Raw genomic sequence first — 14,775 nt, forward strand, 5'->3', positions numbered from 1 at the left:
GCCTTCAGTGTTCAAGTCGCGGCGCGGTGGTGTCCGGATTCCGGCGCGCGCGGCGGCGTTCGCGCCAGGCCCCGACCTTCAGGCGCCAGCGGTCAAGCGTCAGGTACACGACGGGCGTGGTGTAGAGCGTCAGCAACTGGCTGACCACCAGGCCGCCGACGATGGAGATGCCCAGCGGCGCGCGCAGCTCCGCGCCGTCGCCACGTCCAATCGCCAGCGGGACGGCACCGAGCAGCGCCGCCATCGTCGTCATCAGGATCGGGCGGAAGCGCAGCAGGCAGGCGCGATGGATGGCATCGCGCGGGCTCATGCCATCACGCCGTTCGGCATCGATGGCGAAGTCGATCATCATGATCGCGTTCTTCTTGACGATGCCGATCAGCAGGATCACGCCGATCAGCGCGATGATGCTGAATTCCGTCTTGAACGCCAGCAGCGCCAGCAGCGCGCCTACCCCCGCAGACGGCAGCGTGGAGAGGATCGTCAGCGGGTGCACGTAGCTTTCATAGAGGATGCCCAGCACGATGTAGATCGTGATCAGCGCGGCCAGGATCAGGAGCGGCTGGCTCTTGAGCGAATCCTGGAACGCCTTGGCGCCACCCTGGAAGTTGGCTTGCAGCGTCTCCGGCGCGCCGATCTTCGCCATGGCGCCCTTGATGGCGTCGGTGGCCTCGGACAGCGAGTAGCCCTCGGCCAGGTTGAAGGAGATCGTCGACGCGGCAAACTGCCCCTGGTGGTTGACACCCAGCGGCGTGCTGGTGGGCACCACGCGCGCGAACGCGGAGAGCGGCACGCGCCGGCCGCCGCCGGTGACCACGTAGATGTCCTGCAGCGCGTGCGGCCCCTGCAGGTATTCCTGGCTCAGTTCCATCACCACGCGGTACTGGTTGAGCGGGTGATAGATCGTCGATACCAGGCGCTGGCCGAAGGCGTCGTTGAGGACCGCATCCACCTGCTGCGCGGTGACGCCGAGCTTCGAAGCCGTATCGCGATCAATGAACACCGAGGTCTGCAAGCCCTTGTCGTTGGTGTCGGTGTCCACGTCCTCGATGCCCTTCAGGTTGGTCAGCGCCGCGCGCACCTTGGGCTCCCACGTGCGCAGCGTTTCCAGGTCGTCGGACTGCAGCGTGAACTGGTACTGCGAACTGCTCTGGCGGCCGCCAATGCGGATGTCCTGCACCGATTGCAGGAACAGATTCGCGCCGGGTTCCTTGGCCAGTTTCACGCGCAGCCGGGCGATGATCGCATCGGCGGTTTCCGCGCGTTCGGACAGCGGCTTGAGCGTGACGAACATCTGCCCGGTGTTGCGCTGCGAGCCACCCGTGAAGCCCGTGACGTTGACCACGGCCGGATCGGACTGGACGATGCGGATGAAATTGTCAAGCTTGATGCGCATGGCCTGGAACGACGTGGCCTGGTCCGCGCGGATAAAGCCGATCAGCCGGCCGGTGTCCTGCTGCGGGAAGAATCCCTTGGGCACGATCACGTACAGCCAGACGTTCAGCGCCACCGTGGCCAGCAGCACCAGCCAGACGATGGCGCTGTAGCGCAGCGCCACGGCCAGCGTGCGCGCATAGCCATCATGCAGCCAGGTGAAGGCACGCTCGCTGGCGTGGTAGAAGCGGCCGCGCTTCTCCTCCGGCACCGGGCGCAGCAGGCGCGCGCACATCATCGGCGTGGTGGTCAGCGAGACCACGAGCGACACGAGAATCGCCACGGACAGCGTGATCGCGAATTCCTGGAACAGCCGGCCCACGATGCCGCCCATCATCAGCAGCGGAATGAATACCGCGATCAGCGACAGGCTCATCGACAACACGGTAAAGCCCACCTCGCGTGCGCCGCGCAGCGCAGCGGCCTTCGGCTTCATGCCGGCCTCGATGTGGCGCGAGATGTTCTCCAGCACCACGATCGCGTCATCCACCACGAAGCCGGTGGCGATCGTCAGCGCCATCAGCGAAAGGTTGTTGAGCGAGAACCCCGCGAGGTACATCACCGAGAACGTGCCCACCAGCGACACCGGCACGGCGACGCTGGGGATCAGGGTGGCGCGCACGTTGCGCAGGAACAGGAACACCACCATGATGACTAGCGCCACCGAGATCATCAGCGTGCGCTCCACCTCGCGCAGCGATGCGCGGATGGTGGGCGTGCGATCCATCATTACGTCCATCGCGATCGCGGCCGGAATCATCTTGCGCAGCTGCGGCAGCATCTCGTTGACGCGGTCCACGGTCTCGATGATGTTGGCGCCCGGCGAGCGATTGAGCACCAGCAGCACGGACGGCTTGCCGTTGGCGGAGCCCGCGTTGCGGATGTCCTGCACGGAGTCCACGACGTTGGCCACGTCCTGCAGCCGGATCGGCACCGCGAACGCATTCGGCCCCGAGGTGGCGTTGTTGCCGCCGGTGGCGCCCGTGCTGATCGTGGTGGTGCCGCTGCTGGTGGTGATCGTGGTCGTGGTGATGCCGTTGACCGTTTTCGTGCTCACGCCGCCACCCGCGGTGGCGTTGGCGGTGCTGGCTATCAGCGCGCCTGCCGATGCCGACGAGAACGTGCCCGGCGTGGCGTAGCGGATGATCAGCGGCATGTAGTCCTTGGCCGCCATCGCCTGGTCGTTGGCGTAGACCTGCCAGTTGTTGACGTTGTTCTCCAGCACGCCCAGCGGACGGTTGGCGTTGGTCGCGCTGATCGTGTTGCGCACGTCCTCCAGCGCGATGCCGTACTTGTTCAGTGCCGTGGGATTCAGCTCCACGCGCACGGCCGGCAGCGACGCGCCGCCGATCGTCACCTGGCCCACGCCTTCGATCTGGGAGAGCTTCTGCGCCAGGACCGTGGACGCCGCGTCATACAGCTGGCCGCGCGTCATGGTAGGCGAGGTCAGCCCGATGATCATGATCGGCGCGTCGGCCGGGTTGACCTTGCGATACGTCGGGTTGTTCGGCAGGCTCGTGGGCAGCGTGGCGCGCGAGGCATTGATGGCGGCCTGCACGTCGCGGGCCGCGCCGTCGATATTGCGCGACAGGTCGAACTGCAGCGTCACGCGCGTCGAACCCAGCGAGCTGCTCGAGGTGATCTCGTTGACACCGGCGATGGTGCCCAGCGCGCGTTCGAGCGGCGTGGCCACGGTGGCGGCCATCGTCTCCGGGCTGGCGCCCGGCAGCGAGGCCGATACCGAGATCGTGGGAAAGTCCACCTGCGGCAGGGGCGAGACCGGCAGCAGCCGCAGCGCGGCCAGGCCCGCCAGCAGGATGCCGATGGTCAGCAGCGCGGTGGCGACCGGGCGATGGATGAAGGCGGCCGACAGGTTCATCAGACGCCAGGCTCCTGCGGACGCGGGGTCGCGGGCGTACCGCCGGGGCCCGTGCTGCCGCCCTCGTTGCTGCCCTCGTCGCCACCCTCGTCCGGATCGCCGAAGCGGCGGCGGCGCCAGTCCTTCAGGCGGTACGCCACGCGGTCGAACGCCAGGTAGATCACCGGCGTGGTGAACAGCGTGAGCACCTGGCTGACCAGCAGGCCACCGACCATCGTCACGCCCAGCGGCCGACGCAGCTCCGAACCGATGCCCGTGCCCAGCATCAGCGGCAGGGCGGCCAGCAGCGCGGCCATCGTCGTCATCATGATCGGGCGGAAGCGCAGCAGGCAGGCCTGGAAGATCGCTTCCCGGGGGGGCATGCCGCCTTCGCGCTCGGCCTCCAGCGCGAAGTCGATCATCATGATGGCGTTCTTCTTGACGATACCGATCAGCAGGATGATGCCGATGATCGCGATGATGCCGAGGTCCTGTCCGGACACCAGCAGCGCCAGCAGCGCGCCCACGCCCGCGGACGGCAGCGTGGAGAGGATCGTCACCGGGTGGATCGTGCTCTCGTAGAGCACGCCCAGCACGATATACATCGTGATCACGGCAGCCAGGATCAGCCACAGCGTATTGGACAGCGAGGCGCGGAACGCCAGCGCGGCGCCCTGGAACTCCGTGGCCATCGAGATCGGCAGGCCCAGTTCGTTCTCCACCTTGGTGATCTTGTCGACGGCGGCACCCAGCGATTCGCCCGGCGCCAGGTTGAACGAGATCGTCGCGGCGGGGAACTGGCCCTGATGGTTGATCACCAGCTGGCCGGTGCGCTCGCTGATGCGCGCGATCGAACCCAGCGGGACCTGGCCGCCCGAGGACGACGGCAGGCGCAACTCCGCCAGCGACTGCGGGCTGGTGCGGAACTGCGGCATGGTCTCCAGCACCACGCGGTACTGGCTTGCCTGCGTGAAGATCGTGGAAATGAGCCGCTGGCCGAATGCGCTGTAGAGTGCGCTGTCGATCACGGCGGTGGTGATGCCGAAGCGCGCCGCGGCGTCGCGGTCGATCTCCACGAATGCGCGCAGGCCATTGTTCTGCTGGTCGCTGGCCACGTCGCGCAATTCGGGTGCCTGCCGCAGCCGCTCCACGAGCTTGGGCACCCATTCGGCCAGCACGGCCGGATCGGGGTCTTCCACGGTGAACTGGTACTGCGTGCGCGAGACGCGGTCTTCGATGGTCAGGTCCTGCACCGGCTGCATGTAGAGCGCGACGCCGCCGAGCTTTTGCACCGAATCCTGCAGGCGTTGCGTGATGACTTCCATCGAGTCACGCTCGTCCTTGGGCTTCAGGTTGATCAGCATGCGCCCGGCATTCAGCGTGGTATTGGTGCCGTCCACCCCGATGAACGATGACACGCTGGCCACGGCCGGGTCTTCCAGGATCACCTTCTGCACGGCCTCCTGCTTGCGGCCCATGGCGGAGAACGAGGTGGTCTGGGCGGCCTCTGTGATCGCCTGGATCACGCCGGTGTCCTGCACCGGGAAGAAGCCCTTGGGCACCAGCAGGTAGAGCACGCCAGTCAGCACCAGCGTGGCCACGGCCACGACGAGTGTGGCGGGCTGGCGATCGAGCACCCATTCCAGCGCGCGGCCGTAGCGGCGGATCACGCTGTCGAAGAAGCGGCCCGTGGCGAGATGGAAGCGCGACAGCTTTTCTTCGGGCACGTGGTGCAGCAGGCGCGCGCACATCATCGGCGTCAGCGTCAGCGAGACCACGGCCGAGATCAGGATCGACACCGCCAGCGTGATGGCGAACTCGCGGAACAGCCGGCCGACCACGTCGCCCATGAACAGCAGCGGAATCAGCACGGCCACCAGCGAGAACGTCAGCGAGATGATGGTGAAGCCGATCTGTTTGGAGCCCTTGAGCGCCGCTTCCATCGGGGAGTCACCTTCCTCGATGTAGCGCATGATGTTCTCGATCATCACGATGGCGTCGTCGACCACGAAGCCCGTGGCGATGGTCAGCGCCATCAGCGTGAGGTTGTTGATCGAGAACCCGGCCATGTACATCACGCCGAAGGTGCCGACCAGCGACAGCGGCACGGCCACGCCCGGGATGATCGTGGCCGGCACGTTGCGCAGGAAGACGAAGATCACCATCACCACGAGGGCGACGGCCAGCAGCAGCTCGAATTCGACGTCCTCCACGGAAGCGCGGATGGTGGTGGTCCGGTCGGTCAGCTGCTGCACATGCACGGACGCCGGCAGCGACAACTGAAGCTGCGGCAGCAGCGTCTTGATGCGGTTCACCACCTCGATCACGTTGGCGCCCGGCTGGCGCTGGATGTTCAGCACGATGGCCGGCTTGGCGTTGGCCCACGCGGCCAGGCGGCTGTTCTCGGGGCCATCGACGATATCGGCCACGTCCGTGATGCGGATCGGCGCGCCGTTCTGGTAGCCGATGATGATCTGGCGATACTCGTCGGCGGACTTGAGCTGGTCGTTGGCGTCGATCGTGGAGGCGCGTGCGGGGCCGTCGAAGCTGCCCTTGGCGCCGTTCACGTTGGCGCTGCCGATGGCGGTGCGCAGGTCGTCGATCGACATGCCGAGCGAGGCCAGTGCGGTCGGGTTGGCCTGGATGCGCACGGCGGGCCGCTGGCCGCCGCTGATCGTGACGAGGCCCACGCCCTGGATCTGCGAGATCTTGGCCGCCACGCGCGTATCGACCATGTCCTGCAGCTTGGGCAGCGGCAGGGTGTCGGACGTCATCGCCAGCGTCATGATCGGCGCATCGGCCGGGTTGACCTTGCTGTAGACCGGCGGCATCGGCAAATCGGCCGGCAGCAGGTTGCCGCCGGCGTTGATGGCGGCCTGGACTTCCTGCTCGGCCACGTCGAGCGAGAGCGTCAGTTCGAACTGCAGCGTGATGACTGACGCGCCACCCGAGGACGACGACGACATCTGCTTGAGGCCCGGCATCTGGCCGAACTGGCGCTCGAGCGGCGCGGTGACCGACGACGTCATCACGTCCGGGCTGGCGCCCGGATACAGCGTGGTGACCTGGATGGTCGGGTAGTCCACCTCCGGCAGCGCGGACAGCGGCAGCAGGCGGAACGCGACCAGCCCGGACAGCAGGATGGCCACCATCAGCAGCGCCGTGGCGACTGGCCGCTCGATGAAAATGCGTGAGGGATTCATGCCGCTTCTCGACTCCTCGCTGCGCGCTTACTGCTGCGGACGCTGGCCGACGCCCGCGCCGGGGTTGGCCGCGGGGTTGGCTGGCGTGGTCGCCGCCGGGTTCTGGCTGGCATCCGCGTCGCGGTGGCGGCGACGCTCGCCTCCCTGGGCTGCGCCCTGGGTTGCGCCGGACTCGCTGGCAGCGCCGTGTGCGCCACTGGCCCCGCCACCACCGTCGCGGCGACGTCCGCGGCCACGCGGCGCCGACGCCGGCGTCAGCTGCGCCGCACGGGCGGCCGGGTCCACCGCCTCCACGGTCATGCCTTCCTTGAGCCGGTCCGCGCCGTCCACCACGACGCGATCGCCCGGCTCCAGGCCCTTCATCACGGCGGTATGACTGCCATCGCCCGGGCCCAGCGTGACGACCTGCACCTTGACCTTGCTGTCATCGGTCACCACGTAGACGAAGGTGCCCTGTTGGCCGCGCTGGATGGCCGCCACCGGGATCACGGTGGCGTCTTCCAGTGTATCGACGCGCGTGCGCACATTCACGAACTGGTTGGGGAACAGCATGCCGTCCGCGTTCGGGAAGATCGCCTTGAGCTTGACGGTGCCGGTGGTGGTGTCGATCTGGTTGTCGGTGGTCAGCAGCGCCCCTTCGCCAAGCTGGTTGCGCGCCTGGCGGTCCCAGGCCTGCACGGGCAGCTTCTCCCCGGCGTTGAGTTTCTTCAGGACCGCGGGGAGATTGTCTTCGGGGATCGTGTAGAGCACGGCGATGGGCTGGATCTGGGTGATCAGCGCGATGCCGTTGGTGTCGCTGGTGCTGACGATGTTGCCCGGGTCCACCTGGCGCAGGCCGATGCGGCCGGAGTTCGGCGCCACGATGCGCGTGTAGCCCAACTGCAGGCGGGCGTTATCCACGTTGCCCTGATCGGTCTTCACCACGCCTTCGTACTGGCGCACCAGTGCGTCCTGGGTATCCACCTGCTGGCTGGAGATCGAGTCCTGCAGCAGCAGTGTCTTGTATCGCTTCTGGTCCAGGCGCGCGTTCTGCAACAACGCCTGGTCGCGCGCCAGCTGGCCCACGGCCTGATCCAGCGCGGCCTGGAACGGGCGCGGGTCGATCTCCGCCAGCACGTCGCCGGCCTTGACCATCTGGCCTTCCTTGAACAGGACCTTCAGCAGCGGGCCGGACACCTGGGCGCGCACGGTGACATTGGTCACGGGCGTCACGTTGCCCAGTCCGTTGAGCACCACGTCCATGTTGCGGCGGGCCACGGTGTTGACGACGACTGGCGAGCGCGGCTGCGCACCCGGGCCTCCGGGGCTACCGGGGCCCCCGGCCCCATTCCGCCGGCCCGCCCCCATCGCGCCGCTGGCGCCGCCAGCCGCCGCGGCTGCCGCCGGGTCCTGTGCGGCCTTGCGGTGGCTGTGCCAGTACCAGCCGGCACCGGCCAGGACGACGATGACGGCGGCAGCAATCCAGGTGCGGCGGCGCCGGGCGGGACCCTGGGGCGGGGTGGGCGGAGTGGGCGGAATAGATTGACCTTGTTCGGGGTTGGACATGACCGGGATCCTGGGGACGGCACGACGAAAAAAGACGTGCCAACGGTGTTCGCACGGAGTCTGGACGGCGAAGTTGCAGCAGTATGCCGCATCGTGCCGGACGGGCGTCCCGCCGTCCGGGGGATGGCGTCGGTCCGGGAATCCGGGTGTGCGGGGTAAGCTGCCGCGCCATGGCCTGAAGGATAATGTGCCGCCGTCACCCCACGTATTTCGTGGCTTCCCGGTTTTATTACAGCGGATTACGATGGGCCCGGGTGTAACCTCCGGAAACAAAACGGCCGACCCGAATTGCCATGTCGCGCGCCCGGCCTGACTATCATGTGCCTATGCGAACGAACCAGCCTACCCAGATCCTCGTCGTCGACGACGATCCCGAATTGCGCGACCTGCTGCGCGAATACCTGACCAGCCAGGGCTTTGCCGTATCGGTGCTGCACGATGGCGACGGGCTGCAGGCGCGCCTGGAGCGCGAGCGCCCGGCGCTGATCGTGCTGGACCTGATGATGCCCAAGGTCGATGGGCTGACGGCGCTGCGCAACCTGCGCGCCAAGAACGACGATATTCCGGTGATCCTGCTGACCGCACGCAGCGACGAGATCGACCGCATCGTCGGCCTGGAGATCGGCGCCGACGACTACCTGGGCAAGCCGTTCTCGCCGCGCGAGCTGCTGGCGCGCATCAATGCGGTGCTGCGCCGCAAGCTGGCCCGCCCCGCTGCCGCGCCCGAGGACCGCGAGTCGATCGCCTTCGGGCCGTTCCGCGTGAATTTCCGCCAGCGCTCGCTGATCCGCAGCGGCCAGGCGGTGTCGATCAGCGACACGGAGTTTGCGCTGCTGAAGCTGCTGCTGATGCATCCGCTGGAGGTGCTTTCCCGTGAACGCATCGTCGAACTGATGTACGGCAGCGCCAGCGGCATCAGTGACCGCGGCATCGACGTGCAGATCTGGCGCCTGCGCCGCCTGCTGGACGAAGACGCGCAGCGTCCCCGTTATATCCAGACCGTACGCGGGCGTGGCTACACGTTTGTGCCGGACGAAGCCGAGGACAGCATTCCCCAATGAAGCTGAGGATCGATACCCTGTTCGGCCGCATGGCGCTGCTGATTGCGGCCGTGCTGGTGATCAGCCATTTTTCCTGGCTGGCGATCCTGCGCATGGACCGCCGCCAGCAGCAGGTCGACTATTCGGTCGAGCAGATGATTTTCCAGTTGCAGAGCATCGAGCGCGCGCTGGATGCCAGGCCGCCGGCGGCGCTGCCGAGCCTGGTGGAGGTGGCGGACAATGCCGCGGCGGAAGAACATGCCGCGGTGCCGCAGGGTGGCCGGCCGCGCCGCCTGGTGGAGCAGTTCATCGGCCGCCTGCCGCCGGGCACGCAGATCCGGCTGGAAGACGAGGCCACGCCGCGCTTGTGGATCAAGTTGCCGACGCGAAACAAGTGGATCGCCATGCCGATCCTGTGGGTCCACAATCCGCCACCGGATAACCGGCTGGTGCCGGGCGTGGTGCTGGTGGTCGGGGTGGCGATCCTGTTCGCGCTGCTGGTGGCGTGGCAGATCCAGCGCCCGGTGCGTGACATGGCCGAGGCGGCCGAGCAGCTCTCGCGCCAGCACATCGTGAAGCCGTTGCGCGAGCGGGGTCCGCATGAGCTGCGGCAGCTGATCGTGCGATTCAACCGCATGGTGGGGGATCTGGCGCGCATCGACCAGGAGCGCAACACGATGCTGGCCGGCATCGCCCATGACCTGAAGACACCGCTGGCGCGGCTGCGGCTGCGCGCCGAGATGCTGGCCGACCCGAAGGCCGCGGCCGGGGTGACGCGCGACGTAGAATCGATGTCCGCCATCGTCGAGCAGTTCCTGAGCTTTGCGCAGAGTAGCGAGCCGACGGCTCGTCCGGTGCCTGTCGACAAGCGCATCGGGGAGCTGGCGGCGTCGCTGCTGGAGCAGGACCGCACCGTGGTGCTGGAACTGGCTGCGGGTGACGGCTTCCGCATGATCGCCACGCAACTCGACCGCATCGTCGGCAACCTGGTCGACAACGCCTACGCCTACGGCGCGCCACCCGTGTATGTGGCCACCGGGCGGACGCAGGAAGGCTGGCGGCTGACGGTGGAGGATCAGGGGCCGGGGATTCCGGAAGAGGCGATGGACCGCGTGACGTTGCCGTTCGTGCGGCTGGATCCGGCCCGTGGCGGCAACGCCCACTCGGGGCTGGGGCTGGCGATCGTGGACAGGCTGGTGCGCCAGGCCGGCGGGCGGCTGGCGCTGCTCAACCGGCCCGAAGGCGGGCTGCGTGTGGAAATGGTGTTTCCGTTTGCTGCGATGGCCCAGGCAGCCTAAGAGGCTGTTTCAAAAAGATCCTGGCGTCGTTGCCGGGGTTGCCACATTCGCTTGCCGTACCACTTGTATGGAGTCTGCGGCCGCGCCCTTGCAGGGCGCGCATGCGCTGACGGATCGCATGCGATCCGAAACCCCCGCTCCGCCCTAGCCAGGACCGCTTCGTTTCATTTTGAAACAGCCTTTAATTAGCCGGGCTTTTTCTTGTCGCCGATGCGGCTTTCCTTGCCGGCCAGCAGCTTGGCGATATTTGCGCGGTGTCGCACGATCAGCAGCACGCTGATCACGAAGATGGCGCCCGTCACGATATCCACGCCGAACATCAGCACGTAGAAGAACGGGGCGAAGATCGCCGCCACCAGCGCGGCCAGCGACGAGTAGCGGAAGAAGAACGCGATGATCAGCCAGGTGGCCAGCGTGCCGGCGCCCAGGATCGGGTCGATCGCCAGCAGGATACCGGCCGCCGTGGCAACACCCTTGCCGCCGGCAAAGCGATGGAACACGGGGAACAGGTGACCCAGGAACACGGCGACCGCGACCAGCGCGATGCCGGAATCCTCCAGGCCATACGCCGGGCCGAAGTGCCTGGCCAGCCAGACCGCCAGCCAGCCCTTCAGGCCGTCGCCAATCAGCGTCAGGATGGCCGCCTTCTTGTTGCCCGTGCGCAGCACATTGGTGGCGCCGGGGTTGCCGGAGCCATAGCTGTGCGGGTCCGGCAACCCCATGAGTTTGCTGACCACGACGGCGAAGGACACCGACCCGATCAGGTAGGCGATGACGGCGAATAGAAGGTTGATCATTGCGGGAAATCTGGCAGATTTTCAGTTTGGCGCGATTGTAGCGCGCCGGCGAGGTCGCCAACTCCGTGACTTCCCCAATATCGCGCGGCGTGGCGCCCGAATCCTGTCCGGCGGCGTCCGGACGGGCGTTTTGCCGGCAACCGCCGGGCAGGCGGCCGGCAGCTTGTTTAATATGCATGCATATCGCGCGGCTGTGCGCGCATGCGGATGACACGATGAAACCCGAAAGCGGCCCCGAGACCCCAGCGACGAAATTCCTGCGTCAGTACGGCGTCAACTACTCCAGCCATTTCTACGACTACGAGGAGCACGGCGGCACCAAGGTTTCCTCGCGGGAACTGAACGTCGACGAGCACGCCGTCGTCAAGACGCTGGTCATGCAGGATGAGTCGGCCAGGCCGCTCATCGTGCTGATGCACGGTGACCGCAAGGTATCGACGAAGGAGCTTGCGCGGCAGGCCGGCTGCAAGAAGGTGGAGTCGTGCAAGCCCGAGGTGGCCAACCGGCATTCCGGCTTCCTGGTGGGCGGCACGAGCCCGTTCGGCACCAAAAAGAAGATGCCGGTTTACGTCGAGAAATCGATCCTCGATCTGCCGCTCATCTACATCAACGGTGGCCGCCGTGGCTATCTCGTTGGTTTGTCGCCGACCGAGCTGACACGGCTGCTCGACCCCAAGGTTGTCGAGGTTGCCATCGACTGATCCGGCGTCCGGCAAGACGCTGCCGGATACCGGATGACGGCGGCGGCCGGTCTTGCGCCGGCTATGCCGCGGATTTCGCGGCCTGTGCCAGCATGGCGGCGATATCCCGGTCCTTCTCTTCCCACAGCGCACCCAGCCAGCGGTGGAACTCGGCGCGGAAGGCCGAATCCTTGGCGTAGTCGCCAAGACACAGTTCAGGCGGAATCGGCAATTCCCGGGCGCGCACCATGACGCGCCCGCTGCGGCCGCAGGCCAGCTGCCAGAAGGTGGGCGTGCCATCGGGATAGGCGATGCTGATATCCAGCATCGAGCGGAACTGGTGCCCCATCGCATTCAGCGCCAGGGCCAGTGCCCCGGCCTTCGGCTTGAGCAGGTGCTGGTAGGGCGAGCTCTGCGCGCGGTGCTTGGCGGGTGTAAAGCGCGTGCCTTCCGAGAAGTTCATGACACTGGTGGGCACCAGCGCGAACTTGGCGCAGGCGCGTCGCGTCGTCTCGCGGTCCTGCTCGCGAAGCTCGGGCCGCTTGCGCAGCGCGGCCTTCGAGTGCCGGCGCATGAAGGGAAAGTCCAGCGCCCACCACGCCAGCCCGATCACGGGCACGTAGATCAGTTGCTGCTTGAGGAAGAACTTCAGCAGCGGAATGCGGCGATTGAGCACGCGCTGCAGCACGAAGATATCGACCCAGGAGCGGTGGTTGGCGTTGACCAGATACCAGCCCGCGTAGCGCAGCGCGTCCGCGCCCTCCACCTGCCAGGGCTCGGACTGCAGCAGGCCGATCCATGCGCTGTTGCAGGAAATCCAGGCGGTGGCGATCCGGTTGAGCACGGGGTCGATGCGCTGCCGTATCGCGGGCACTGGCAGTAGCAGTTTCAGCACGGACAGCGCGAATAGCGGCAGGCACCAGAACACGGTGTTGAGAGCGAGCAGCAGGACGCTGAGCACGCCAAGAAGAAAGTGGAGCAGGTTGCGCGTCATTGTCGCGGGAAGAGATCCAGAGGGGTATCGGGAAGGGTTACGTTACAGAAGGGAACCGAATGCAACCGTGCATTCTGTCCCCAATGAGGGTTCGAAATAGTAGCCGGCGCTGCAAATTCTGGTGTTCGTGACCGAGATCAAGGCCACGGCGCCACATCGATGTCGCCTGCGCTTTCGGCGTCACCAGAGCCACGATAACGCCGTCGCCCGCCACGCCACGACTGCCGTCCGGGCAGGCATATTGCCACGCAACGCATCATCCGCGCGGATGGTGGTGCTGATGCAACTCGCGCAGCCGCTCGCGCGCCACATGCGTGTAGATCTGCGTGGTGGAGATATCGGCATGGCCCAGCAGCAACTGCACCACGCGCAGGTCCGCGCCGTGGTTGAGCAGGTGCGTGGCAAACGCATGCCGCAGCGTGTGCGGCGACAACGGCGCGTGAATGCCGCCCTCGCGCGCGTGCTTCTTGATCAGGTGCCAGAACGCCTGCCGCGTCATGCCTTCGCCCCGTTGCGTGACGAACAACGCATCGCAGGCGCGGCCCGACAGCAGTGCGGGACGCGATTCGGCCAGGTAGCGGCGCAGCCAGTCGCCGGCCTGTGCGCCAAACGGCACCAGCCGTTCCTTGTTGCCCTTGCCACCCACCACGCGCGCCACACCCTCGTTCAGACCCACTTCCACGGTCTTCATGTTGGTGAGCTCGGACACGCGCAGGCCACTTGCGTACATCAGCTCGAGCATCGTCCGGTCGCGGATGCCGAGAGGCGTGCCGGCGTCGGGCGCATCGAGCAACGCTTCGACCTGCGCTTCCGACAGCGTCTTGGGAAAGCGCGGCGGCTGCTTGGCGGGGCGCAGCAGGAGGCAGGGATCGGCCTGGATCATGTGATCGCGCAGCGCCCACTGATAGAAGCGCCGAAATACCGTGAGCCGGCGATTGGCCGACGACGCGCGCGTTTCCAGGTGACGCGCGGCGAAGTACGCGGACAGCACGGTGTCGTCCACGCCGAGCAGCTTGCCGTGGCCGGTTTCATGCAGCCATCGCGCCAGCAGTGACAGGTCCCGGCGATAGGCGTCGATGGTATTGCGCGAGAGCCCGTCCTCGAGCCACAGCGCATCGCAGAAACGGTCCACCAGCGAAAGGTCGGCGGCCAGCGCGGCGGCGTCGACGGTGATCGTGGCCTCGCTCATAGCAGCATCGCGCCTTCGTGGCGCAGCAGCCAGCGCTTGACACCCAGGTGGAAGCCTTCCTCGCCATGATGGGCAAAGCCGCCGAGGCCGTTTGCGGAAACCACGCGATGACAGGGGATGACCACGGGGAACCAGTTCTGGCCGCACGCCTGGCCGACTGCTCGCGGCACGCTGCGCAGCGTCCTGGCGATGGTGCCGTAGGTGGTCAGGCCGCCGCGCGGCACGGCGCTGATCGCGTCCCAGACCCTGCGCTGGAAGTCCGTGCCGCGATGGGCCAGTGGCAGGTCGAATACCGTGTCAGGATCTGCGTAGTAGGCGTCCAGCTGCTCGGCGACGAGACGCAAGAGCGGCGTGGTCGGTGCAACCAGCGCGAAGCTGTCCGGCAGGTAGACGATCTCATGGACTTGCGCGCCCACGGTACGTACGCCGACCTTGCCAAAGGGCGCGGGCAGGACGGCATCGAAAGGCTGTGGCATGGCGGGCGGCGGTGGGGCAGAGGGGATAGTCCCCGATTTTATGCCGATTCCGTCGGCCGTACGCCAAAAGTAAAAGGACCTTCCGGTGAACTGCACCCCAAAAGTTGGACATCTAACGCCACCAACAATAGAGCAAACTGCCGGGTAAGATTGGCCCTGCGCATTTCGAGGGAGTGTCTGGCGCCCTGGTCCAGAAGCTGTGCTGACGTCAATGTGGACCTTGTCCTTGAGACGGTCGCTCCCGCTGACAGGCAGGTGCAG

10 protein-coding genes are annotated in these 14,775 nt (G+C 66.7%); 3 read left to right on the forward strand and 7 right to left on the reverse strand.

The features are described 5' to 3' along the window. Positions 1-4 precede the first annotated feature (4 nt). Genes AC1DOX_RS15685 through AC1DOX_RS15695 form a run of 3 tightly spaced genes read right to left on the reverse strand, consistent with a single transcriptional unit; the run spans position 5 to position 8,040 of the window. The gene (locus AC1DOX_RS15685; protein ID WP_441619179.1) at positions 5-3,313 is read right to left on the reverse strand and encodes an efflux RND transporter permease subunit; all 3,309 of its coding nucleotides are present in this window, start codon (positions 3,311-3,313) and stop codon (positions 5-7) included. Beyond that, a complete protein-coding gene (locus AC1DOX_RS15690; RefSeq protein ID WP_441619181.1) occupies positions 3,313-6,495 on the reverse strand; it encodes an MdtB/MuxB family multidrug efflux RND transporter permease subunit in 3,183 nt (1,060 codons plus the stop codon). Before AC1DOX_RS15690 ends, AC1DOX_RS15685 begins: the two co-directional genes overlap by 1 nt. 27 nt (positions 6,496-6,522) lie before the next feature. Continuing rightward, a complete protein-coding gene (locus AC1DOX_RS15695) occupies positions 6,523-8,040 on the reverse strand; it encodes an MdtA/MuxA family multidrug efflux RND transporter periplasmic adaptor subunit (RefSeq protein ID WP_477101431.1) in 1,518 nt (505 codons plus the stop codon). Between the two features lie 326 nt (positions 8,041-8,366). Here AC1DOX_RS15695 and AC1DOX_RS15700 point away from each other — a divergent pair, with 326 nt between their 5' ends. Continuing rightward, entirely contained in the window at positions 8,367-9,101 is a 735-nt protein-coding gene (locus AC1DOX_RS15700) for a response regulator (RefSeq protein ID WP_441624588.1), read from the forward strand. Next, the gene (locus AC1DOX_RS15705; RefSeq protein WP_092136121.1) at positions 9,098-10,378 is read left to right on the forward strand and encodes an ATP-binding protein; all 1,281 of its coding nucleotides are present in this window, start codon (positions 9,098-9,100) and stop codon (positions 10,376-10,378) included. The genes AC1DOX_RS15700 and AC1DOX_RS15705 overlap by 4 nt, the downstream gene beginning before the upstream one ends. A gap of 185 nt (positions 10,379-10,563) precedes the next feature. Here the strand turns inward: AC1DOX_RS15705 and plsY are convergent, their stop codons facing one another. Further along, entirely contained in the window at positions 10,564-11,175 is a 612-nt protein-coding gene (gene plsY / locus AC1DOX_RS15710) for a glycerol-3-phosphate 1-O-acyltransferase PlsY (RefSeq protein ID WP_092136123.1), read from the reverse strand. A gap of 215 nt (positions 11,176-11,390) precedes the next feature. Here plsY and ybaK point away from each other — a divergent pair, with 215 nt between their 5' ends. Further along, on the forward strand, positions 11,391-11,876 hold the full coding sequence (gene ybaK, locus AC1DOX_RS15715) for a Cys-tRNA(Pro) deacylase (protein ID WP_441624589.1): 486 nt from the start codon (positions 11,391-11,393) through the stop codon (positions 11,874-11,876). Between the two features lie 61 nt (positions 11,877-11,937). On the opposite strand, the gene AC1DOX_RS15720 is transcribed toward ybaK, so the two are convergent. The 3 genes from AC1DOX_RS15720 to AC1DOX_RS15730 all read right to left on the reverse strand — a co-directional run bounded on the left by AC1DOX_RS15720 (position 11,938) and on the right by AC1DOX_RS15730 (position 14,514). Beyond that, a complete protein-coding gene (locus AC1DOX_RS15720) occupies positions 11,938-12,849 on the reverse strand; it encodes an acyltransferase (RefSeq protein ID WP_441624590.1) in 912 nt (303 codons plus the stop codon). A 256-nt stretch (positions 12,850-13,105) separates the two neighbouring features. Next, positions 13,106-14,038, reverse strand: a complete 933-nt coding sequence (gene xerD / locus AC1DOX_RS15725) for a site-specific tyrosine recombinase XerD (protein ID WP_441624591.1) — start codon at positions 14,036-14,038, stop codon at positions 13,106-13,108. Next, positions 14,035-14,514: a methylated-DNA--[protein]-cysteine S-methyltransferase gene (locus AC1DOX_RS15730; protein WP_441624592.1), complete on the reverse strand. Its 480-nt coding sequence runs from the start codon at positions 14,512-14,514 to the stop codon at positions 14,035-14,037. The genes xerD and AC1DOX_RS15730 overlap by 4 nt, the downstream gene beginning before the upstream one ends. Positions 14,515-14,775 lie beyond the last annotated feature (261 nt).

It is taken from the genome of Cupriavidus sp. 01L415 (genome assembly GCF_056400065.1).

Bases quoted from the DNA above. Each gene is read 5' to 3' on its own strand.
- AC1DOX_RS15690 (WP_441619181.1), bottom strand. From the start codon at position 6,495: ATGAATCCCTCACGCATTTTCATCGAGCGGCCAGTCGCCACGGCGCTG.
- ybaK (WP_441624589.1), top strand. From the start codon at position 11,391: ATGAAACCCGAAAGCGGCCCCGAGACCCCAGCGACGAAATTCCTGCGT.
- AC1DOX_RS15720 (WP_441624590.1), bottom strand. From the start codon at position 12,849: ATGACGCGCAACCTGCTCCACTTTCTTCTTGGCGTGCTCAGCGTCCTG.
- AC1DOX_RS15705 (WP_092136121.1), top strand. From the start codon at position 9,098: ATGAAGCTGAGGATCGATACCCTGTTCGGCCGCATGGCGCTGCTGATT.
- AC1DOX_RS15685 (WP_441619179.1), bottom strand. From the start codon at position 3,313: ATGAACCTGTCGGCCGCCTTCATCCATCGCCCGGTCGCCACCGCGCTG.
- xerD (WP_441624591.1), bottom strand. From the start codon at position 14,038: ATGAGCGAGGCCACGATCACCGTCGACGCCGCCGCGCTGGCCGCCGAC.
- AC1DOX_RS15700 (WP_441624588.1), top strand. From the start codon at position 8,367: ATGCGAACGAACCAGCCTACCCAGATCCTCGTCGTCGACGACGATCCC.
- plsY (WP_092136123.1), bottom strand. From the start codon at position 11,175: ATGATCAACCTTCTATTCGCCGTCATCGCCTACCTGATCGGGTCGGTG.
- AC1DOX_RS15695 (WP_477101431.1), bottom strand. From the start codon at position 8,040: ATGTCCAACCCCGAACAAGGTCAATCTATTCCGCCCACTCCGCCCACC.
- AC1DOX_RS15730 (WP_441624592.1), bottom strand. From the start codon at position 14,514: ATGCCACAGCCTTTCGATGCCGTCCTGCCCGCGCCCTTTGGCAAGGTC.